The organism is Novosphingobium sp. 9U (assembly GCF_902506425.1).
Lineage (GTDB): Bacteria > Pseudomonadota > Alphaproteobacteria > Sphingomonadales > Sphingomonadaceae > Novosphingobium.
In genome coordinates this window covers 12244-33522 of sequence record NZ_LR732530.1, presented here as the reverse complement: position 1 = coordinate 33522, position 21279 = coordinate 12244, and the positions used below count along the sequence as shown (strand labels likewise).

10 protein-coding genes are annotated in these 21279 nt (G+C 66.9%); 4 read left to right on the top strand and 6 right to left on the bottom strand.

Annotated elements, in window-relative coordinates; all coding sequences use genetic code 11:
• The first annotated feature begins 2 nt into the window (after positions 1-2).
• From GV044_RS20610 to GV044_RS20600, 3 genes are read left to right on the top strand one after another with little or no spacing between them, the layout of a single operon-like run.
• Positions 3-1733, top strand: a complete 1731-nt coding sequence (locus GV044_RS20610; protein ID WP_159874351.1) for an N-acetylmuramoyl-L-alanine amidase — start codon at positions 3-5, stop codon at positions 1731-1733.
• Between the two features lie 44 nt (positions 1734-1777).
• Positions 1778-4744, top strand: coding sequence for a hypothetical protein (locus tag GV044_RS20605; protein ID WP_159874350.1), 2967 nt, complete (start codon positions 1778-1780; stop codon positions 4742-4744).
• Between the two features lie 41 nt (positions 4745-4785).
• Entirely contained in the window at positions 4786-8157 is a 3372-nt protein-coding gene (locus tag GV044_RS20600) for a CHAT domain-containing protein (protein ID WP_159874349.1), read from the top strand.
• 4 nt (positions 8158-8161) lie between these two features.
• On the opposite strand, the gene GV044_RS20595 is transcribed toward GV044_RS20600, so the two are convergent.
• From GV044_RS20595 to GV044_RS20585, 3 genes are all read right to left on the bottom strand, one after another.
• Positions 8162-10948: a hypothetical protein gene (locus GV044_RS20595; RefSeq protein WP_159874348.1), complete on the bottom strand. Its 2787-nt coding sequence runs from the start codon at positions 10946-10948 to the stop codon at positions 8162-8164.
• A gap of 121 nt (positions 10949-11069) precedes the next feature.
• Positions 11070-12167, bottom strand: a complete 1098-nt coding sequence (locus tag GV044_RS20590) for a MoxR family ATPase (RefSeq protein ID WP_159874347.1) — start codon at positions 12165-12167, stop codon at positions 11070-11072.
• A 1-nt stretch (position 12168) separates the two neighbouring features.
• Positions 12169-13584, bottom strand: a complete 1416-nt coding sequence (locus GV044_RS20585; protein ID WP_159874346.1) for a trypsin-like peptidase domain-containing protein — start codon at positions 13582-13584, stop codon at positions 12169-12171.
• A 107-nt stretch (positions 13585-13691) separates the two neighbouring features.
• On the opposite strand from GV044_RS20585, the gene GV044_RS22620 reads away from it, so the two are divergent.
• A complete protein-coding gene (locus tag GV044_RS22620; protein ID WP_256377313.1) occupies positions 13692-13823 on the top strand; it encodes a hypothetical protein in 132 nt (43 codons plus the stop codon).
• 403 nt (positions 13824-14226) lie between these two features.
• On the opposite strand, the gene GV044_RS20580 is transcribed toward GV044_RS22620, so the two are convergent.
• The 3 genes from GV044_RS20580 to GV044_RS20570 all read right to left on the bottom strand — a co-directional run bounded on the left by GV044_RS20580 (position 14227) and on the right by GV044_RS20570 (position 21273).
• A complete protein-coding gene (locus GV044_RS20580) occupies positions 14227-14565 on the bottom strand; it encodes a hypothetical protein (RefSeq protein ID WP_159874345.1) in 339 nt (112 codons plus the stop codon).
• 1151 nt (positions 14566-15716) lie between these two features.
• Positions 15717-18701: an amidohydrolase family protein gene (locus GV044_RS20575; protein ID WP_159874344.1), complete on the bottom strand. Its 2985-nt coding sequence runs from the start codon at positions 18699-18701 to the stop codon at positions 15717-15719.
• 40 nt (positions 18702-18741) lie between these two features.
• The gene (locus GV044_RS20570) at positions 18742-21273 is read right to left on the bottom strand and encodes a TonB-dependent siderophore receptor (RefSeq protein WP_159874343.1); all 2532 of its coding nucleotides are present in this window, start codon (positions 21271-21273) and stop codon (positions 18742-18744) included.
• Between the last annotated feature and the right edge of the window lie 6 nt (positions 21274-21279).

Below are 21279 nucleotides of genomic sequence, written 5' to 3'. Positions count from 1 at the left end.
CGATGGTCTATTCGCTCACCTGGCTCCCCGACGTGCTGCTCAAGGCCAACCTCAAGGTCGCCGAAGTGCCCGAGTGGCGGACCCGCGGTCGCGCCGAGATGGGCCGGGTGCGCGGCGTCATGGTCCATCACACGGTCGGATTGCCTGAGGGCAACATGCCGTCGCTCGATCTACTCGCGCGCGGGCGCTCGGGGCTGCCAGGGCCGTTGTCGCAGCTCGGTCTGGGGCGCGACGGCACTTACTACGTGATTGCCGCCGGGCGCGCGAATCACGCGGGCGAAGGAGTTTGGCGCGGCGTCGCCACCGGCAACAGCAGCTTCATCGGCATCGAGGCGGAGAACACCGGTAAGCGCGAGGACGTCTGGCCCCAGGTCCAGCTCGACGCATTGCGCCGCGGCGTTGCCGCCATCCTGGCGCATATCGGCAGCGACGCCTCGATGGTCTGCGGACACAAGGAGTTCGCGACTCCGCCTGGCCGAAAGATTGATCCGCTGTTCGACATGCCGCCGTTCCGTGAGGCAGTCGCCGCGCTGCTCGCCGCGGGCGTGCCGCCGGCGCCGGCGATCCCGGCGATCGACCTCGTCTCACGGCCGACGCTGCGGCGCGGCGCCACGGGCGACCTGGTGCGCACGCTCCAGGCGGCGCTCGGCGTGACCCCCACGACCGGCAACTTCGGTCCGGTGACCGAGGCGACACTGCGCCGGTTCCAGCGCCAGCACGGCCTGGTGCCCGACGGCATCGCTGGCCCTAAGACGTGGGCGCAGATCGATCGCGCGGCGCCTACCGTCCCGTCGCTGGTCGCCCCTGCCGTCGCACCCGTCCTCCCGGCAATCGGCATGGCGGAGATCCCGATCGCCGACGACGCGCAGCACCCCGTCACTCGCCAGAGCGACCGCCTAGTCGCGCCGAACGGGCGCGGCTTCGCCTCGAAGTTCCGCCTCGGCTTCGTCACCAACGGTCAGACCAGCGCGCGCGCCTACCTCGCGGCGAACCCGGCGGCCGGCGAGGGCGTCTCGGCTTCCGCGCTGCGCTGCGTATGCGCGGTGACCGGCAACGAGGGCGGGCTGGAGGCGGTCAACTCGTGGGACCTTGCGTTCATGTCGTTCGGCATCATGCAGTGGACGGTCGGCGTCGGCAGCGATCCGGGCGAACTGGCGGCGCTGCTCGCCCGGCTGAAGCGGGACGATCCGGGAGCGTTTATCGACTGCTTCAGCCGCTTCGGCCTCGACGTCACCGCCGACACTGGGAGCACCACCGGGCGGCTGACCCTCGGCGGCCGCACGATGGCGGACAGCGCCAGCAAGAAGCCGCTGCGCTCGCCCGAGTGGGCCTATCGCTTCTGGCGCGCCGGCCATCACTCGGCGGTGCGACGCTGTCAGCTGCAACACGCAGCCGCCCGCGTGGCACGCTTCGCCGATGTGCCGCTTCGCGGCCATCCGCTGCGACAATGGGTCACGTCTGAGCTCGGCATGGCCCACCTGCTCGACCAGCACGTCAACCGCCCAGGACACGTCCCCAAGACGCTTGAGCAGGCGCTCGGCGCGCTCATCGCCGCGGGGCGGGTAGAGCCCGACCCCGCGCGCTGGAACGGCGTTGACGAGCAGCGGCTGATCGACCGCTACCTGACGCTCCGCGCCAAGACGAGCATGACTCACTCGCAGCAGCGCGCCACGCGCATCATGGATCAAGCGCGCGATGGACTTCTCAAAGCCGGGCGAGAGTCGTTCGTCTGATTCCGTCCGGATTAGGCTTTCGCCGGCAGAAAAGGAGACGCGCGATGCCAACTTTGCCCCGCTGGATCACCGTCGCAGGCGGCCTGGGCGACCTCTCGGCACTGCTGCCCGAACTTGCAACCTATGCCGAACTCGGCCGCCGCTGGCGCGACATCGCGCATGGCCTGTTCGTGGCTGGCACGCAGGCGCCGGTCGACAGCCCGGCGCGACTGGCGCTGTTTCTCGCCGGCCAACTCGATGATCCGTCCGTTGCCGCGCTCTTTGCGGAGCTGGGGCTTGAAGACCTGCGCACGCGGCTGGCCGCGTTGCGCGATCGACTTGGCGTGCCTGACGCGCCCTGGCACAAGCTGCTGCAGCCGGTCTCGGCATTCGAGGAGAGCTATGTTGCGCTCGCCGCGGGTGCGCCGCCATCCAGCCTGTTCGGCTTCGACGACGGCGCCGATCCGGGGCTTGTCTCGCTCAAGATCCCGCACCTCGCGGTGGGCGAGGAGGCACCGGCAGCGAGCGCCGAGTTGCAGTTCAACCTCGGGGCCCAGGCTCTACTGGAGTGCGAGGCGGGCGCCGTCTGGCCATTCCGTGGCGACGCGGTGCCGCCCGGCCTGCTGCGGATGGGGGCGCGCGGCAAAGTCGAGACCCGCGCCGGGCTGTCGTTGCCGTTCGGGCAGGTGGGAGGCGGCAGCGCGCATGCGGCGGCCAGCGGCGAGGCCTCCCTCGGCTTCTTCTTCCGACCGCGCGATTCCGACGCGCCGTTCGCCGAGGCGCTGGCGCGCACGCTCACCGCAATCCCCGAACCGCTCGATCTCAGCCAGATCAGCCACGCAATGGCGCTCGCCGATCTCGAAGGGCTGGTGCTCGCCTGTGACGGCGCCGCCGAGGCGGGCGTGAGCGTCGTTGCCGGCAAGAGCTTCGCCATCTCCGATTTTCTCTCCGGCTCGGCCGGGCTCGCAGCCGAGCTGTCTTTCCGCCGCAACGCGCGCTGGATCCTGTCAGTGCGACGGCACGACAACGCGCTGCACTTCGTGCTCAGCCGGGACCAGCTGCGGGAGCGCAACTGGTCGGCCGGGCTCGACCTACAGCTGGACGTCTCGGGCCTTGCCCGCCGAGTCCACGACCTGCTGGTCAAAGCCGACGAGCTAGCCAAGCCGGCGCTGTCGCAGATTGCGCCGTTCCTCAGCCCGGGCACGTACCTCGCGACGCAGGCGCGCCCGCTGCTGGTCACCGCGGCAAAGTCGATCGTTGAGCATGACGCGCTGCGTCGGGCGCTGCTCGACGATGTCAGCATCGCTCTGGGCGGGCCGGCCGATGCGGACAGCGCGCTCGTCGAACACCTGGCGACGCGCATCAGCGCGCTGGCCGCGACGCACGAACGTGCGCTTTCGTCCGACCTCGATGCCTTCGCCGGCACGATCGTCGATGGCTTCGTCCGTTCTGTGCCGGACCTCGCCGCCTCCGATCTCGCCGAACAGGTCAAGGCGCGGATCCGCCCGCTGCTCGGCGACCTGCAGACGCGTTTCACCAACGCCGTCCAGGCGCTCGCCGCCTCAGTAGGGCCGCAGCTCGCCGCCGAGCTAGAGGCGGTCGGCACGGCAGTGAACAAAGCCGAGACCCGAGCCGATGTGCTGGTCGCCGGCACCCGCGAGCTAGTCGACACCTTCGACCGCTTCTCGCGGCAGGTGATCGCGACCACCGGCGACGGTGTCGCCAAAAAGCTGCAGGCGCGGTTCGGCTGGTCGGGCGCCGACATGTCGGGTGCGCATTACGAGCTGATCGGCACGGTCACCGACGCGACCGAGCCCGTCTCGCAGCTCTGGCGGGCGCTCGTCACCGGCCGGCTGCAGCCGTTCCAGCTCATCCTTGCGGACCCCTCGCTGGCGCCGGCAGGGCTGCAGCTCGCGCCGAAGTCCAGCCTTTCGCGCTTCGCCGCCACGCAGCGCGGCTTCGCGCTCGAGGTGGTGGTGCTCGGCGTGGACGTTTCACTCGCCTCAATCGTCAGTGGCAAGGCGCGGATCGACCGCACCGCTGCCGGAGACGTCACCGTCACCGCCGAGGGGAGCGCGCTCCGCAAGGTGGACGGCTTCGACGAAGGCCGCTCGGCTAGCTTCGTCAGCAGCTGGGACCTGATGCTCGGCAAGCTTGACGAGGCGCAGGGGGGACGCCGCACAATGTCCGTCGCGATCACCTTCGACCACGAGGATCAGGACCTTTCGGCGAAGGAGGTCAACGGATTTTTCGCCGGACTTGAGCGCCAGCGGCTGATCGATGCGTCGCGCTCGCGGTTGGCGCTTGCGACTTACCAGCGGTGGCGCACGCGCGTTGAGCCGGGCAAGGACGTGAAAGGCCGGATCGAAGTGCGCATGGGCCTGACTGCGGAGGCAATGCAGCGGATGGTGCGGCTCGGCCGCGCCGTGAACCAAGAGCAGGCAGGCATCCGCCGGCGGTTGTTCGCGCTCGCTGGCCAGGCGCAGCTCGCCGCAGGAGTTGCTGATGCCGCCGAGTTCGAGCGCGATTGCAAGCGCGCGCGCGAGGAGTTTAGCGAAATTGCCGCCCTCGACGATCCTTGGCGGGTGATGTTCGCGCTCCAAAACGTCGATCTTACCTCAGACTCGAACTCAAGCGCCAACCGCTACGGGGCGTTCGCGCGGATGATGCCGCGCGCGCTCGGTTTCCCGGACATGCTCGCCAAGGTAGCCGAGATCTACGATGCGGTCCCGGTCGGTTCGGGCGTCGTGCCGGGTGGGTGGACCGAGAAGGACTATGCCAAGGCCGAGAAGGAGCTGGCCGCCCAAGCGCGCAAGTGGCTGCGGCTCAATCAGAAGTTTATCTTTTTCTTCAAGGCCGAGATGCATCCGGCGATGCTGGCGTTTCTGCGGCTGCTGGCGGACATGGATCGGCCGCTGCTGCCTGGTGGCGATCCGCTCGCGGCGTTAGACGAGCCCGCCGACGCCGCGCTTAGCAATGGCCTGGTGACGATCGCGATGGTGCCCGAGAGTGGCGCGCTGGTCTCCATTTGAAAGCTTCACGAGTTCCCACTTTGTCCTAAGGGAGAGCGCAAATGCCGACCGAACAGACCCCCAGCGGCGTGACCATCGTCAGCGAGGGCGTCACCGTCACCGCCCGGTCGGCCGTGCTGGAAAACGGACGCCGCAGCTTCCAGCCAGAGCTGTCCTCGACCGTGTCCGAGATCGACGAGGGGCTACTCGCCGCCAACTTCGGGCTGGTCGATACGCTCGCTGTCACCGCCGCGCCCGTTGACGACGGCCGCCGCAGCTTCGGCGCGGAACCCGCGCCCGAGCTGCGGGTCGACGTGCCGCTCGGCGCCAACGAGAGCGCGGCGCTGCTGGTCGAGGACGAGAGCGGGCTCCTCACCTGGCAGGTCGCCGACGCCCCCGGTTCGCCCGGAGACGTGCGTCGCGGCGCGCCGGCGGTCGCCAGTTTCGTCGTGCCGCTCGGCGCGCGCGGTGAGGGCGAGCCAGGCCGCCGCAGCTTCGTCGGCGACTTCCTGATGGACAAGTTGATCGAGCCGGTGCGGGTCCACGTCCTGCGCTTCCTCGCCGGCCGCAGCATCGACGCGCTGGTTGACTGGATCGAAGGCGATCTGGTGGCCGGGCCGATCGTCATCGCTCAGCCCGAGCCGGCATCGTGGAAGGTCGGCCCGCTCAGCCTTGCCGCCGCGCGCATCCCTACGGAACGTCCGGCACGCGTGCTGCTGATGGTTCACGGCACTTTTTCGACGACGCTGGGCAGCTTCGGCGCGCTTGACGCCGGCGTGCTGCGCGCCGCCATCGATGCCTATGACCTCATCCTCGGCTACGATCACCGCACGCTGGCGGCAACGCCCGAGCACAATGCCGCGGCGATCCTCGCGATGCTCCACGCACTCAACCTGCCCGAGGGCAGCACAATCGATGCGGTCGCCTACAGCCGCGGCGGGCTGGTGCTTCGCGCGCTGGTCGAGCAGCAGGCGCCTGAGACTGCACTGCGCGCCACGTTTGAGCGGTGCGTGTTCATCGGCTGTACCAACGGCGGCACGCTGCTCGCCGACCCTGACAACTGGAAGGCGCTGGCCGACCTCTACACCAACATCCTACTGGCTGGGGCGCGCGTGATCGGCTTCGTCGCCGGCGCGGGCGTGGGCATGACGATCGCCAGCGAGGCGATCAAGACGTTGGGCCGCTTCGTCCAAATCCTGCCGCAAGTCGCCATCGGTGACCGGCGGGTCCCGGGGCTGGCGGCAATGGAGCCCGGCTCAACGCTCGTCACGGCGCTGAACGGAGCGCCGGCCCCCGCCGAGCCGGCTCCGCGCTACTTCGCAGTCACGTCCGACTTCGAGCCGGGCGCGTTGCCCGAACTCGCCAAGCGCGCGGCGATGATCCTCGTCGACGGCCTTGTCGACCAGCTGTTCGGCGCGCCCAACGACCTTGTCGTCCACACCGAATCGATGACCGAGTTCGGCACAGGCCGCGCGGTGGAGGTTGTGGTGCCGATCGGGCGGGACGGTCACGTTTATCACACCCGCTACTTCGCCTCGCCAGAAGCGGTGCAGCCGCTGGCCGAGTGGCTCGAACTGACCCCGCGACAGGTGCACCACCAGCGGTCGGCCGGACCCGCTCCGTCAGCCGCGCCGGCGAGGGAGGAATACGGAGGCTGGGACTGGGATCGCCGGGACTATGGCGCAGACCAGTCCGCACGGGAGTTCGGGTCCGGCGGCGGCGGATGGGACCGCGCACTGCCGTCCGAGCGGCGCGACTGGAGCGACCACAGCTACGGCAGCGCCGATCGCAGCGGCCCGGCCGGAATCGACTGGAGCTCGTCGATCTTCAAGTCCTCAGAGCCTGCCGCACCGCCCGCCTGGTCCGGCAGCGCGCCCGAACCGGAACCAGCTGCCTCTCCGTTACCCGCGTTCGAAACGCAGACCGAGCGCTACATCGCCGCGGAGATGATGCCGTTCCCCGATATCGCACGGCCCGCCAATCTCTACGTCACCGTCTCGCCGCAGCCGCTGACCGTCGGCGCGCACGCGGCGGCCGACGTCACCGATGCGCCGGTGAAACTTAGCAAGGCAAAGCCGCTGACCGTGCGGGTCAGCCCCCGACTCAACTGCGAAGTCGTCGGCGATGACGAGGAGAAGGTCGATATCGAGGACGGCGACGAGGTGATCTGCAAGTTTGCAATCAAGGGTCAGAAGCCCGGCACTGCCGAATTGCTGGTCGAGGCGAACCAGGGCGCGAGCACCGTCGCCACGTTTCTGCTCGCCCCGGTGTTCGTCGCGCAGGCCGCCGAGCCGCTGCGCTCCAGCCAGTCGCTGGTGCCGGCGAGCCCCACCGAAGGCCAGGCGGTGCTGCGCATTTATGAGTTCAACATGGGCAACGGCGGGCTGCGGCTGCAGTTCAACCTGACAAGTGACGAGCCCGAGTTCGCCGACCTGCAGACGCTGGTGATCGATGGCGGCTTCTCGCTCGAGGCTTATGCCGCCGGCGTGCTGAAGGATGTCGAGAACGCCTGGAACTTGCGCGAGGCCGGCGGCGCCACCGACATTTACAACCGGTTCCTGAGCAAGCTCACGTCGGATGCCAAACAACGCACGATCGCGCTGGTCCCCGAGCCCGTGCGCCGCTGTCTCTGGAAGAACCGGAAATCGATCAGCGAAATCCGCGTGATCTCCAGCGAGCCGCACATTCCCTGGGAGCTGATGTACCTGTCCGACCCCGACGGCGAGGACAAGGAGCGACAGGGCTTCCTCGCCGAATGGGGCCTGGTGCGCTGGCTCCACGACGCCCCGCTGCGTCGCCGCCGCGTGTCAATGGCCACCGGGACCAAGCACTTCGTCGTTCCCCAGTATGGCGGCGCGGCGACGTTGAATGGCGCGCAGCAGGAACGAACGATGCTGGCCTACCGCTTTCCCGACAGCCAGGAGATCACGCCCGACAGCGACAGCGTGCGCACCTTCCTGCAGCAGGCGGAGAATTGCGCGCTGCTCCACTTCGCCTGCCACGGGCGCACGCAGCAGAACAGCGTGATCTCGTCAGAGCTGCTGATGGGCGAGGGCAAGACCGAACGCGGCAAGACCCTGGCCGACGCACTCACCTGGCAGGACGTCGCCGCCAACGCTGACTTCGGTAAGCACGGCGGCCCGCTAGTCTTCGTCAACGCCTGCCAGACCGGGCAGCAGGGCAGCGGCATCACCGGCGCGGCGGGCTTCGCCAACGCCTTCCTGCGTCCGCAGACGCGGCGCGGCGCCGCAGCCTTCATCGGCGCGCTGTGGAGCGTGGACGACAAGCTTGCCAACCTGTTCGCCGATACGGTCTACACCGAACTCGCCAGGGAGGGCGCGACGCTGACCGGCGCCGTCCGCAAGGCGCGCGAGGTGTGCAAGACCAACAACGATTTCACCTGGCTCGCCTACAGCGTCTACGCGTCGGGTTGAGGCATCAGTATTTGGACGCCGGTCGGACCGCGCCCATGCGCCGGATCATCGCGCCGACAGCCCGGCCGGAGCTCCAGAAGTAATCGAATTCCACCGTATTGCGGCTCTCGCCCATGTAGGTCTTGCGCACGCCTTCAAGCTGGCTTTCGCACGTCCGGGCCGCCTCGCTGCCTGCCTCGAGGTCCGTGTCGATCTGGAAGCCCCCTATGTATCGCGGAGCGATCTTGGGCTGGCTGTCGAGGAACGAACCGAGACGTACCACCGACGCCGCATCAAGCGGACATGCAAAACTAAGAGAATCGAGTACCTCTTGCCCCTGCTGTGCCGCGGGTGCTTGCTGAATTTGCTGCTGCGGTGGCGGCAGTTCGGTCGTGCGCTGAGCAAGGCCGATCGGTGACGGTCGGTCGAGGGGAGTCGTTGATTGCTGTTGCAGGCCCGCGATAGGGACGGGTGCGGACTTGGGGAAATCGGGCGCGTTGACCGCGGAAGCCTGATCCGAGCCGAACCACAGCTCCACCTGCGTGTCGGGCGAGGCCGGCAGGCTCCTCAGGTCCGCAGGGCGGAACAGCACGACTCGAACGTCGAGCTGCTGCTTTACCAGCAGCATGGCAATTCGGTCGGCGAGCCCGCATGACACTGAGCTGAAACACCGCAGCTGTGTGGTTCTGGGCGACTCGCTCGGTCGGTATTCGACGGCCGGGATCGACAGATGCAGCCCATCAATCCGCTGCCCCCCAAGCGCCGCGGCGATCTGACTCGCGCGCGCTCGCAGGCTTTGGCTCGGGATCTGGATGTAGAGCGTGATCGCGCTCGCCGCCGCGTCGCTCGGTGAGGGTGAGGGCGTTGGCGCTACCCCCACGTCGATTGCCTCATTAGAAGGATCGGACCCGTCGTTTGTGGGCTCCTGCGTCGGCGTGGCCGTCACCTCTGACGCCGGATCGCGCGTCTCGGGCGGCAGCGCATAGCCGGGTCCGATCCGGATCTCGGGCATCTTCAGGCCGAACAGCGGCTTCCGATGCATCTGCAGCGGGTCGCCGGTGACGATCAGGGCGAGCATGAGCAGCACGCCACCGATGGCCGCGAGCACTTCCGGCCGCCGCCAGGTCGGCGCGGGCAGCGGCTCGGGTTCGCCCGACAGCGCAACGCCGAGTATGCCGGGGTCGCCGCCCTTCAAAGCCTCGATCAGCAGGCGGTCGTTGAACACCGGATGTCCGCCGAGTTCGAGCCGGCGGGCGAGCCGGCCCCGGGCGCGCGGCTGCTCGGCGGCGCGGCGCAGTTCGACCAGCGCGGCGGCATCGGCGACCGATCCGCGCGGCGGCAGCAGGAACGCGGCGGCGGTGGCGGCGGCGCGCGCGGCCATGCGTGGTGTCATCGCGCCGGCCAGCGCCTGCCGCAGCCAGTCGGGCATGGTCCCGGCGCGCAGCCACGGCAGCCGCGCCAGGCTGAGATAACGGGCATGCGTCAGCATCGGCCGGTCCTTCAGCGCGCAGCCGGCGAATAGGGTGAAGCCGACGTTGACAATCGGAAAGACGGCCACCGCGCAGAGCCAGTCGAACGCGTCCTTGTCCAACCAGGCGCGCAGCGTGTCGACTACCGTCGCCACCTGCGCGTCGGTCGGCTTCACCGCGGACAGCAGCATCGCGCGGTGCTCGGCGAGGAACGCGGCGAGGTCGAGCTCGCCCGGCGCGCGCACCGGCGTGTCAATCGCGTCCTCGTCGATCGTGCGGTCGATCCAGTCGGCCAGCGCGGCGACCCCGCCGGGGTCGGCGGCGAACCCCTTGACGCCCAACGCGTCGAGCCGCAGCTCCGGCGTCGCCCAGCTCGCGGGCGGGCGCGGGTTCAGGTGATAGGGCGCCGCGCCGTGCTGCACGCGTTCCAGCCAGCGCGGTGTCGTCCCGGCCACGGGGATCGCGTCGTACGCTTCCATCAGGACCATCAGGTCGGCGCCGGGATGACGGCCGATCACGACATCGAGCGGTTCGGCGTCGGGTGGGGCGGCGTCGGCCGGACGGACGGTGTTGGGGTCGCCGAAGAACTCGTAGTGGCTGCAGCTGATGCCGGCTTCGAGCAGCCGCGCGTACCAGCTCTGCGCCAGCACGCCGAGGTGATCCTGCGGCCGCTCGCGCTCGCTCACCAGCAGATAGTCGGGGCTCAGCCGGCGCTGGGCGAAGCGCATCGTCGGGATCGCGCCGGCGGCGATCGTCGCGCGGATGCTGGCGCGCGCGTCCAGCCGGGTGGAGGGCACCGCGCGGTGACGGCGCAGCTTGCGCAGCGCACCGCCGAGCGCGGGGTCGGCAAACAGCCGCGCCTGCGCCTCGCGTACCGCGACTTGCGTCACCGCCTCGGGCCGACGGTCGGTGTCGCGGCGCAGCCGGCGGCGCCGCCGACGCTCAATCAAAGGGCGGACCCTGCGAACGAGTTCGACAGCGAAGAAGGCGCCGCCAAACAGCGCGAACAGCCAGCCGGTCAGCGGGTAGATGTACTCAGTCCGCTCCGGGCTCGCTCCTCCGGGCGACGGCGGGGGCATGGCCTGTCGTTCTATCAACCGCGGCAGGTGGTTGGCCTCGGGCGCGTCGAAGCGCGCGTCGTGGTCGGCGGCGAGCAGCAGGCAGAGCGCCAGCGCCAGCGCAGTCAGCACGCGCATGAGGACAGGAATTGGCGCCGCGCCCTGCTGGGTCGCAACATTGGTCACGATCTTGGCCGGCTCGCCCGACCCGGCGGAGGGGTCGGCAACCGCGCCGGCGCGCGTCTTCGGTCTGCGCGCGATCAGCGGAGCGGTGTAGAGCGGCACGCGCGGATCGCCCGCATCGATCCCCCGCAGTGCCAGCGCTTGAAGCAGCTGCTCCAGCCGGACACGCTCGGCCGGCGACAGCCCCTGCGCCTCGGCGCTCAGCCGGGCATCGGCGAAATGGTCACGCGGCGATGCCACCGGTCGCGCCCCAGGTTCCCGCCTCGAGCAGGCGGCGCGTCGCGGCGAGATCGTCCTGCGTCTTCACCAGGCAGACCATCGTGGGGGCGACCCGATCCACGACGCTCTGCTCGCTGCTGATCGCGTCGCCTGGGGTGAAGCGGGCGTGGTTGACGAGGCAGCTGGTCCAGGCGAGAAACTCGGCGGTTCCGGGACGCTTGCGGATGCCTTCGAGGTTGCGCACGGCGTCGTAGAACGGCCAGCAGCTCTCGAACAGGGGCGTGCCGGCAGCGACGCCGTCCACCGACATGGCGACGATCCGGGCAAGGTCCGCCTTTCCGGGCGGCGGGATGTCGAAATAGAGGCAGCGGCGCAGGAACGGATCGGGCAGCCCGCGTTCGGAGTTGCTGGTGATGACCAGGATCGGCCGCCGGGCGGGGTCAGCGGCGATGCGCACGCCGAGTTCGGGGACGTCGAACGCCATGGTCTCGACTTCGGCAAGGAGGTCGTTGGGCGTGTCGCGCGGTGCCTTGTCCAGTTCGTCCACCAGCACGACGCTGTGCTCGGGTTCGGCCCAAGCGAAGTGGGCGTCGCCCGGGAGCAGCGCCGCGGCGGTCAGCCCCGCGGCGTCGCGCCCGAACGCCTCGTCGCTCACCTTTGCGTCCCTCCGGATCGGCTCGATAGCCGCGTTCGGGCCGGCGGCGCGGATGATCGCCTCGCCCAGCGCGCTGAACGTCACGTAATCGATCAGCGCGCGCCTCACCCCTTCCTTGCCAGCATCGCGGAACCGCGCGACTTCGTCGAACGTGTAAAGTAGTTCGCGTCCGGTGCTGGTAGACTTGACGTCCTGGCGCAGCAGCCGCGCGCCGAGCTGGCTGCGCAGCCAGAACGCGGCGCGCGTCTTGCCGGTGCCGGGCTCGCCGGTCAGCAGCAGGGGCATGCCCAGCAGCATCGCCGCGTCAAACGCCTCGCGCAGGCCCGTGGCAGGCAGGTAATTGGCGTCCCTGGGAAACGCGGTGGACAGCGCCGGGGCCAGCCGTAACGGATTCTTCTGCTCGACCGCCAGGAACTCGGTGTCCCCGCTTGTCTCATGCCCAATCATCTCACGCCCCCTCGCTCAGCCACGCGTTCAGCTCTCCCAGCCGGAAGTCGGGTCGCCCCGCCGCGCGCTGTTTGACAATGGCGGTGACGTGTTCGCAAACGCGCTTCCCATCCTCGTCGCTCCCGAAGCGCGTTCGCGCCCAGAACTCGACATCGTCAAGCACGATCGGCGTCAGCGCCTTGAGCGGCACAAAATAGGGTGCCTCGCCCGGCGGGGCGAGGATCGCGGCTGTCGCCTGGTCGCCCCCGTCCGGCGCGCGGGCGACAATGAAAAGTGCAATCGGCTGGTCCCTGCTCGGCCGCGCGAGATCCTCGATCAGGTCGGCCCAGGCGGCGATGATCGCCGGCGTGACCCGTGGCATGTCGCCGGGGCGGGCCTCCAGCACGATCGGCAGCGGCACGATGGTCGCAGCCACGGCCTTGCGCAGCTCGCCGAGGCCCGCGCCCGCGACGCTTAGCTCAGTGGCGATCAGCGAGCGCAGATTGCGCCTTGCCTCCTCGGGATCGTCGTCCAGCAGGTTGCGCAGCAGGCCTCGAACAGGCTCCACGCGTTTGGCGGTGTCAGGCGCAATCCGGGCAATCAGGCGCTGAAAGGCGACGTGGTGGAGCATCTCGGCGCACAAGTCCGGGAGGTCCTGCTCGCAGCCGGCGATGCTGGTAATGACGATACCGCCCTTGCGGAACAGGTTGCGATCGGACAGCGCGTTTACTAGGCCGTTCCTCTGCGGGATGCGGTCGATCTCGCCGATCATCGTTTCGAACCGCGGCAGCGCGGCGAGCGCGGGCGGGCGCGGTGCCGAGAGGGAGGGGAAGCTAACCGGCTGCGGCGGCTTTTCCTGCTCGAACGCCTCCCAGTACTCGGCGATCGTCTGCGCGGCGATCAGCGTGCCGGTGCGCTCCTGCTGGTATGTCGCGACCATGCCGAGTACCGCGCCGCTTGGCACGCCGAACACCGCCGCGCCCGAGCAGCCGGGCTCAATGCGCGTGTCGAGGTTCTCGGCGGTGATGATCAGCGTCTCCGAATGATCGCCGATCGCGACGATCGTGCCGTAGATTGGCACCCCCGACGAGACCTTGGCGCTGGCGCCCAGGCCAGAGAAGGTCATCCCCGGCTTCGCAAGCGACCAGCGGGCGATCTCTTCCGCGGCGAAGGTCCCGCCGTCCGCGCGTTCGAGGATGCAGATGTCGGACCAGTTACCCGGCCCGCCGGCGCGGGCGACAGTGCATGCAATCAGGTCGCTGCTGTCGCTGCGGATCGAGACGGCCGCGCCCAGACGGATGCGCGTCGGCTGTTCTTCGCGGGCGTAACCCACCACATGGACGCAAGTGACCACATGGCGCGCATCGACGACGAAGCCCCGCCCGCAGGCCAGGCCCGACCCGTGCAGCAACGTTACGCGGCTCTTTTCGTATCCCACGGGGAATGATCTCTGCTCAAAAAGGAGGCGCCTCGATCGCAAGAGTAAATCCCTGTGCGCGCCTGCAGTCAATGCGTGCGCCGCTTGCGGCCAAAAGGCGCGACCTCTTGTCTGCATCAATCGGCGCGGTTCGCAGCGCCGCTAGCGTTTCGGCGATCGCCTCCGCGTCGTCCGTCGAAATCACCGACCAGGCGGATCTCGATCCCGACCGTCGCGAGCCGACCGCCGAGTTGGCCTAGCCCGTGACCCAGATGCGGGCCGGCAAACGCGTCCTCATCAATGCCGAGCTGAACCCGCCCATGTTGTCTCCCCGCTCAATCTTCAGTGGACTTATCCCTTGGTGACGGCTGGGAAAGCTTGGCAGCCAATCATCGATGCAGAACGGCCGAGATCGGGCGCATTTTTGCCAGACGGTTTCACACCGACCGAGCAGCAGGTTTTCGCGGAAGCCGTCGTTGAAAGATAAGACCGGCGAACGACGCGTCTTGGTCGCGAGCCGACTCTCCTAGCCTCCACTGCCGAGACCCAGTGGCGGTCACTCAACGCGCCCTTTTCCCGTCCCAACTTCGCCCATTCGTTCAGCTGAACGGACGGCAGCTCTCGGCAGGCATAGCTCGACAGCAAAAGGGCGAGGTCGGGTGGTCAGGGGACGTTGTGAGGCAAACCAAAACGCTCTTCAAATGCGCGTAGCTGACCTTCAAATTCGTCGAGTAATTGCGCGGCACGCTGCGGTGTCGGCACGTAGCAGGGTGTGACCATCACGTCCTCAGCGGACCAGCCCAGCCCATCACGCATGCGAACAACGGAAACCAATTTGTTGAAGCGCTTGCCAAACCGCCTATCGAATGCCGCCGTCTGTCGGCGCTTCTGCGCCTTGTCACAAAACATTGTGCCGCTCGGTGCCGCCGCCAAGTAGAAAAGGTCCTTAGGCACCTGCCATGATTTGCCGAACAAATCGGCTGCGGCGATGTTTTGCGGCATAGGTGCCAAAGCAAGCGCTAAAACAAATAGCATTGCGATGAGTTACACGCGCAATCAATTCGCTGCAACGTCGGCGTAAGCAGACAGTCCGCTTTCTCGTTGGAGCCGGCTGTCAACGATTGATGTGATAGAGCTCTATCGGGCGTGGGTCGATCTCTTGTGCACGAGCGACCTTGTGGCATCTAGACCTAAATGGTGACCGTCTGTCTGACAGCAGCACAGCATTGAACTTCAATCCAAATGAGCGATGTCGATCCGCGTACTGTTGAAATGGACCCGTTGCAGCATCAGGAGTGTAGTATAGTGCGCGAACCATGCGTCTATAATCCGCGGTCAGGATTGTAGGCCAGCAGGACAAACCATAAATACGAGGCGTGAACGGAGCGCCCGCACCTTCAGCTACAAAGCGAAAGTCGCCCGAGTTGGCAGCTTTCCTCGCTTCCTCTACTGGTTCACTATTTGCACGAGTTGCAATTTCGAGAAGTCGTCGATCGCTCGCGCCTCTTTTTACGCGGCAGTCTTCGATATCAGAGAAGTCGCCGGTTAAGCTACGATCTACGGCTGCACACTGTTCATCGAAAGAACTCATTTCACCAGACGGAGCACCAGCTTGCATGTGTTTGGGACTGGTTGACTGGGCAAGCACAGGAGCCGCGATTGCGATGCACGCTAGCAAATGAATGAGGCCTGCTCTCATCGAGCTATCATGACAGAGGATCGAAGTGACCGCTACCGGGCGTGAGCAGCCTGGCAGCTTTCGGGCGGCAACCGAGTAGGCGCCCTCCCCTGCTCGGTTCCACCGAGACCCACAACCCGCCATTTAGACCGTCCTTCTCGCTCCCCAACTTCTGCCGCCCGTTCATGTGCGCTACGGTGCTCTTCGGGGCCCCCAGCTCGGCCACCGCGGAAAGACGCTAAGTGGGACTTTGCAGTCATTCCTGCGGGCACTGGTGAACGTCGTACTTCGACAATAAGCCGACATTCCGCCTTGCGCCCAGGCCTGCCCGCGTCTGCTGGGCATTGGCCAATTCGTGGCGGGTTGTCACTATTGTGCCAGCTCGTTGGCCCTCGGACCGCTTCGCGAACTGCGTGGCCGAAGCTTCCAAACGCTGTAGCTCCGCTCGTACGGCTTAACATCTAGAACCATCACTCTAGCGGTTCTCGCGCGAACTCCCCAGCAACTTACTCACCTCCAGAGTTCGTCCATTTGCAATCACCATCTGGACGTCGTAGATTGCGGCTATATCCTCGCGCGGGTCGCCCTTGACCAGGACGATATCGGCCAGCTTGCCCGCTTCTAGCGAGCCCGCGTCGAGGTTCAGGTCCTGCGCCGGCAGGATTGTGGCGGTCTGCAACGCCTGGAACGGCGTGAGCCCCGCATCCACATAGGACGCGATCTCGGCATAGAGGTTGATTGCTATCATGGTGTCGGTCCCGGCGGTTATGCGCGCTCCGCCCTCGAACAGAGCCTTGATCGCCCGGTTCTGGCCTTCGATCATGGTCCCGATCATCCGGCTCATGCCATCGTCCTTGGTAACGGTTTCACGCGCCCAGGTCGGATAGAGCGAGAGCCGGGGATCGGCGCGAAACCGGGGGTGCGCCGCCAGGAGGTTCGTCAGCGCCCCGAAGTTGGTGGGAGTGACGGTATGACGGCTCTGGTTGAAAAGCTGGATGGCGTCCTTGTAGGATCGCCCTTGCGGCCCCTGCTTCATCGAGTAGCCGCGGCGGCTCGTTGCCCCCATGTGCTCGGTCGCATCGACGCCGGTGAACACGGCCGGAAACACCTCGTGCGTGGTGACTGGCACGCCCATCTCGTGCGCCGCCTCAACCAGCCGCCGCTGATAGACGTCGGGCATGCGCACGTAGCTCTTAAGCAGATCGTAACGCAGTGCCTCGGCACGCGCGATCTCACGTTCGAGGTGAGCCGGTCCTGCAACCGCAATGCCCATCTTGTAAAACACACGCTGCCATTCGTAGAGCGGACTGCCCGAAAAGATGCGTGGCAACAGACGCGCTCCAGAGTCGGCCGCTTCTCGGTTCTCCACGCCATCGTAGGGCTGCGTCCCGGGATCGCGCACTGTCGTGATGCCGTAGGCGAGCCAGGCGCGGTAGAGGTTGGCGCCGAAGTCCTTCTGCGCATGGGCATGATGCTCGATCAGGCCCGGGATGGCTGTCAAACCGGTCGCGTCCACACACGTGAAGTGCGCGGTGCAGCGCGCTGCGTCGTGGTCGGCGATCAGCTCGATGCGGTTGCCCGCAAGCACGATATCCTTGTCCCGCTGGTTGACATCGTGGACCGCATCGACCAGGCCGCCGGCGTGGATCACCGTGCGGCCGACCGGCTTGGCCAGCACGTAAGTCAGGTCCAGCGGCACCTCACGCGTTGTGCCGGTGTCGACGTCCACTGTCTTGAGCTTGTCCGCGGCCTGATAAAGCACGGTGCGAGAATCCGCCGTCCAGGTCGGGAAATAGCTGATCTCTTTGGTGTAGACGCGTGGTGGGCCCAAGCCTTCGCCCTGTCGCCCCACTGGCCAGATGTTCAACTCGCCACCATAGACCGCGGCCATGCGCGTGCCGTCGGGCGACCAGGCCGGCCCGTCTCCTGCCCGCGTGTCAATGGACGGCTGCGGCAGCGGGACTTGCCAGAAAGGCTTCTCCTTGCCGTCGGCGGGCACGACCCAGATCTGGTTGGTACCTTCGCGGAAGCTCGCGGAGGCGGGTTGCGAAAGGCTGAGTGCCAGGTAGCGGCCGTCCGCCGACCAGCTCGGCTTGCCTGGCTGGGTAAGCGAGGGCTGCAGCCGGACCACTGCTCCGCTTGCTACGTCGATCTTGACCAGCCCGGCGACGCCCCAGCGGCCATCAACGTCGAGGGCCGCGATGGTCTTGCCGTCCGGCGACCAGGCGGCGCTCAGCGGCTGGGTCTCCAGCGACGTCAGGCGTCGATCCTTGCCGCTTGCAAGATCACGGATCCACAGCTGCGGCAAGCCTCCGCCCTTGTCGGACGTGTAGACGATGCGCTTGCCATCGGGCGACCAGGCCGGGTCTGCATCGATCGCCAGGTCGCGTGTCAGGTTGGTGGGCTTGCCGCCCCGACTTGACACAACGTAGAGGTCGTTCAGCGCAACAAAGGCGATCTGGCTGCCGTCGGGCGAAATCGTCGGATTGAGAACACCGAGTGCCTTGCGTGGCGCCGTGCTGTCGAAGTCGCGCTTTGCACGGACGTACTCGGGCCGAGTGACTTCAAGATGCGCGGAGAACGGCACTGTCGACAGCTTCGCGCCGGCGCGCCGACGGATCTTGCCGTCAGACACGTAGTAGTAGCCCGAACCATCGCGCAGCCAAGACACGCGGAACGGGAAGACGTTCTCGCTTCCCGAGACCGGCTGACCATCGATCTCCAGCGTACTGCTCGACGGAGTAGATACGACGTAGGCGAGTTGACCCTTCGGGCCCCACGAAGGCGCGTCGGGCTTACCGATTACCTTGCGCAAGGTGCGAACCTCGCCGCTGACAAGCGTGACTGCCCGCAACTCTCCCCCATGACTATCGAGGGCAGTGAAGGCGATCTGAGTGCCGTCGGGGGACCAGGTCGGCATGCGGTCTTCCTCGGGACCATGGCTCACTTGGCGCAAGGCGCCTGAGGCGATATCGAGCGTCCAGATATTGTAACTGGCGGGGGTCCCACCTGTGCGATCGGACGCAAAGGCGATCATGCGTCCATCGGGCGAAAAGACCGGCTCGCGATCATCGCCAACGCCGTTGGTCAGCTTGCGGCGTCCGCTGCCGTCGACATTCATTGCCCACAAGTCGAAACCGCCGTCGCGATAGGCGAAGTAGACCACGGTCTTGCCGTCGGGTGAGAAGACCGGCTGGTGCGCATCGTTATAGTAGTCAGTGATCCGGCGCGCGGTACCACCTTTGGCAGGCACCATCCAGAGGCTTCCCTGCAGGTCGATCGCCAGGAGCTTGCCATCGGGAGAGACGGCGACAGCCATCGACGTGCCCTCGTCGACATCGAAGCCGACCACCTCCGCCTTTTCTGGGGGCACGAGGGCGCCGTCCTGCGCCTTTGCCCCGCCGGTTGCCAAACCAATCGCAGTGGCCGCAAGGCAAGCGCCCAACCAGTGGCTCTTCATCGTCACTCCTGTATGCTGGTGCTTATGTCCGGCCATGCGCTCAGAACGAAAAGCTGAGCTTACCGTAGTAGAACCCGCCGCTGATCCCGTAGGGCGAGTAGGCGTTGTAGAGGGCAAATCCGGTCGTTCCCTGGTTCACCGGGTCCAGGATCGTCGGGTAAGTGTCGAGCAGGTTGTTCGCGCCGACCGAAAGCTTGACGCCTTCGCGCACCTCTGCGGAGAGCTCGAGGTCGAGGATCACCTTGGGCTTGATCGTATCGTCATGGAAGATTCCGTCGGCCGCGCGCGCCGCCGCGACTTGCGTCACTTCGCCATAGCGCGTCGCACGCAAATTTGCGGAGAAGCCACCTTTGCTCCAAAACAAGTTCGCGATCTGCTTGTTGCGCGGCGTTCCCTTGGTGAAGTCGCCCTGGCGAGCGCGGTCGATCAACTGCACGCCGATCGCTTCGAGCTGCGGCGGCACTTCCAGACGCGTAAACTTGGTCTTGTTGAAGTTGGCCGAAAGGCTCAGCGTCGCCGTCCCGGCATCGCCGAGGTCGGCGCGGTAGGTCGCCACTACGTCTAGGCCGCGCGTGCGCGTACTGGCAGCATTGGAGAAGAAGAACCCGCTTTGCACCGGGTTCAGACCGGCATTGAGGAGCAAGGTCCCGAGCGCGTTGTAAGTGCCCGCGCCGCTTGCCGCGCCTGTCAGGGTACCCGAGAGGAGGATGCGGTCGTCGATGTCGATCTGATAGGCGTCGACGGTGACGTTGAGCCTGGGCACCATGGTGAAGACCAGACCGGCCGAATAGTTCGTCGAGGTCTCCGGCTTGAGCGGCGCCGATCCCCAGGCAACGGCAGCAGGATCATCGACCGGCAGCGTGCGGACCGGCGCCAGGATCGTTGCCGTGGCGCCGGGCAACAGCACTCCGATCGTGCTCGACGAGGCATAGTGCTGCTGCTGCAGCGTGGGTGCGCGGAAGCCGGTGCTGACCGTGCCGCGGAAGGCAAGGCCGGAGATCGGCTCGATGCGCAGCGATGCCTTTCCGGTGTCCGTCGTGCCGAAGTCCGAATAATCTTCGTGTCGGCCAGCGAGCGCCACTTCCACCCCGGTCACGATCTTCTGTTCCAGGTTGATGTAGGCGCTCCAGTTGCTGCGCTTCCAGCTACCTGCGGCGCTCAGCGGGAACCCGGTCACCCCTTGCGAGCCGGCAGTGCGGATCGTGTTCGCCAGGGGACCCGTCGTCGAGCGGTATCCCCCATCGATGTAGGACGCAGGTTCGCCTGCCAGGATCGAGAACTTGTCTTCGCGGTACTCGGCACCGACCGCGATCGACAGCGGCTCGACGAGCCCGAAGTCGACTTCTTTCGTCAGGTCCAGGTTGGTCAGCCACTCGGTCGAACGCAGGCTGCCCACGTAGAAGCCCGTGGGGCTTGCCGGCCCGAGCGAAGCGTTCAACGCGGTGGTCTCCTCGAACCGGACCTTGTCGCGCGCATAGCTGCTCGACAGGTCGTAGCGAGCGAAGCCGCCGATCTCACCGCGTATGCCCGCGCCGACCTGGAAGTCCTCGTCGCGCAAGTGGAGGTTGGGGCTGTAGCCTTCCGGGTAGACCTCCACGATGTTGTTGGTCGAAGATGGCTGACGGTAAGTCAGCCACGATTGCGCATGGCGAGTGCCGTAAGTGCCGAAGCTGTAGACTTCGGCGCCCTCGCCCAGCGGCATCTTGAAGTCGTACGAGAAGCTTGCGCCGGAAACCGATGGCTGGCCGGGTTTATTGACGTCGCGGTCGGCCGTCGCCTCGCGCGGATCTCCGGGAAAGTAGAGCCGCCCGACGAACGGCCCACCCCTGATCGTACGGGCCTGCGAGTAGACGTCAGCTGCCAAGTGCAGCGATCCGGCACCAAGGGCGAAACCACCGTCCGCCTGGAAGCGCCCCTGCTCGCCGTCACCCTTCGCCGTGGCACCACCCAGCACCGATGCGCCGAACCGGGCGTCGTCGCGTAGGATGATGTTGATAACACCGGCGATCGCGTCGGATCCGTATTGCGCCGACGCGCCGTCGCGCAAGATCTCGATGCGTTCGATCGCAGTGGACGGGATCAGGTCGAGGTCTGGCGGCGACTGGCCGTTCTGGGTGGTGCCGTTGATGAAGATGTTCGCAGTGTTGTGCCGCCGCTTGCCATTGACCAGCACCAGCACCTGATCACCCGCAAGTCCGCGCAGGGACAGCGTCTTCACCGCAAAGCTGGCACCCGCACCGCTATTGGAGACGCTGATCGAAGGCGTGAGCGTGCCCAACAGATCTCGGGTCGACTGCTTGCCCGAAGTCTGCAAATCCCCACGCGTCAGCACGTCGATGGGAGCGATGCTCTCGGTGACCGTGCGATTGGTGGTGCGCGTGCCGGTGACAATGATTGCATCGCCTCCGACGCCGCCGGCATCTTCGTCCCCAGCTCCAGCGGCTTCTGCGGCAATCATCGCAGTTGGTGCCGCGGGCGCCGATTGCGCCTGAACGTCTGGTGAAGAAGCCAGACCGCCGGCACCTGCGATCATCGCGGCAAGAACGCGGTAGGAACTATCGGATAGGATCATTCAAGC

Excerpts from the sequence above, each read along its gene's own strand:
- GV044_RS20610 (WP_159874351.1), top strand. The coding sequence starts at position 3 with ATGGTCTATTCGCTCACCTGGCTCCCCGACGTGCTGCTCAAGGCCAAC.
- GV044_RS20605 (WP_159874350.1), top strand. The coding sequence starts at position 1,778 with ATGCCAACTTTGCCCCGCTGGATCACCGTCGCAGGCGGCCTGGGCGAC.
- GV044_RS20600 (WP_159874349.1), top strand. The coding sequence starts at position 4,786 with ATGCCGACCGAACAGACCCCCAGCGGCGTGACCATCGTCAGCGAGGGC.
- GV044_RS20590 (WP_159874347.1), bottom strand. The coding sequence starts at position 12,167 with ATGATTGGGCATGAGACAAGCGGGGACACCGAGTTCCTGGCGGTCGAG.
- GV044_RS20580 (WP_159874345.1), bottom strand. The coding sequence starts at position 14,565 with ATGCCGCAAAACATCGCCGCAGCCGATTTGTTCGGCAAATCATGGCAG.
- GV044_RS20575 (WP_159874344.1), bottom strand. The coding sequence starts at position 18,701 with ATGAAGAGCCACTGGTTGGGCGCTTGCCTTGCGGCCACTGCGATTGGT.
- GV044_RS20570 (WP_159874343.1), bottom strand. The coding sequence starts at position 21,273 with ATGATCCTATCCGATAGTTCCTACCGCGTTCTTGCCGCGATGATCGCA.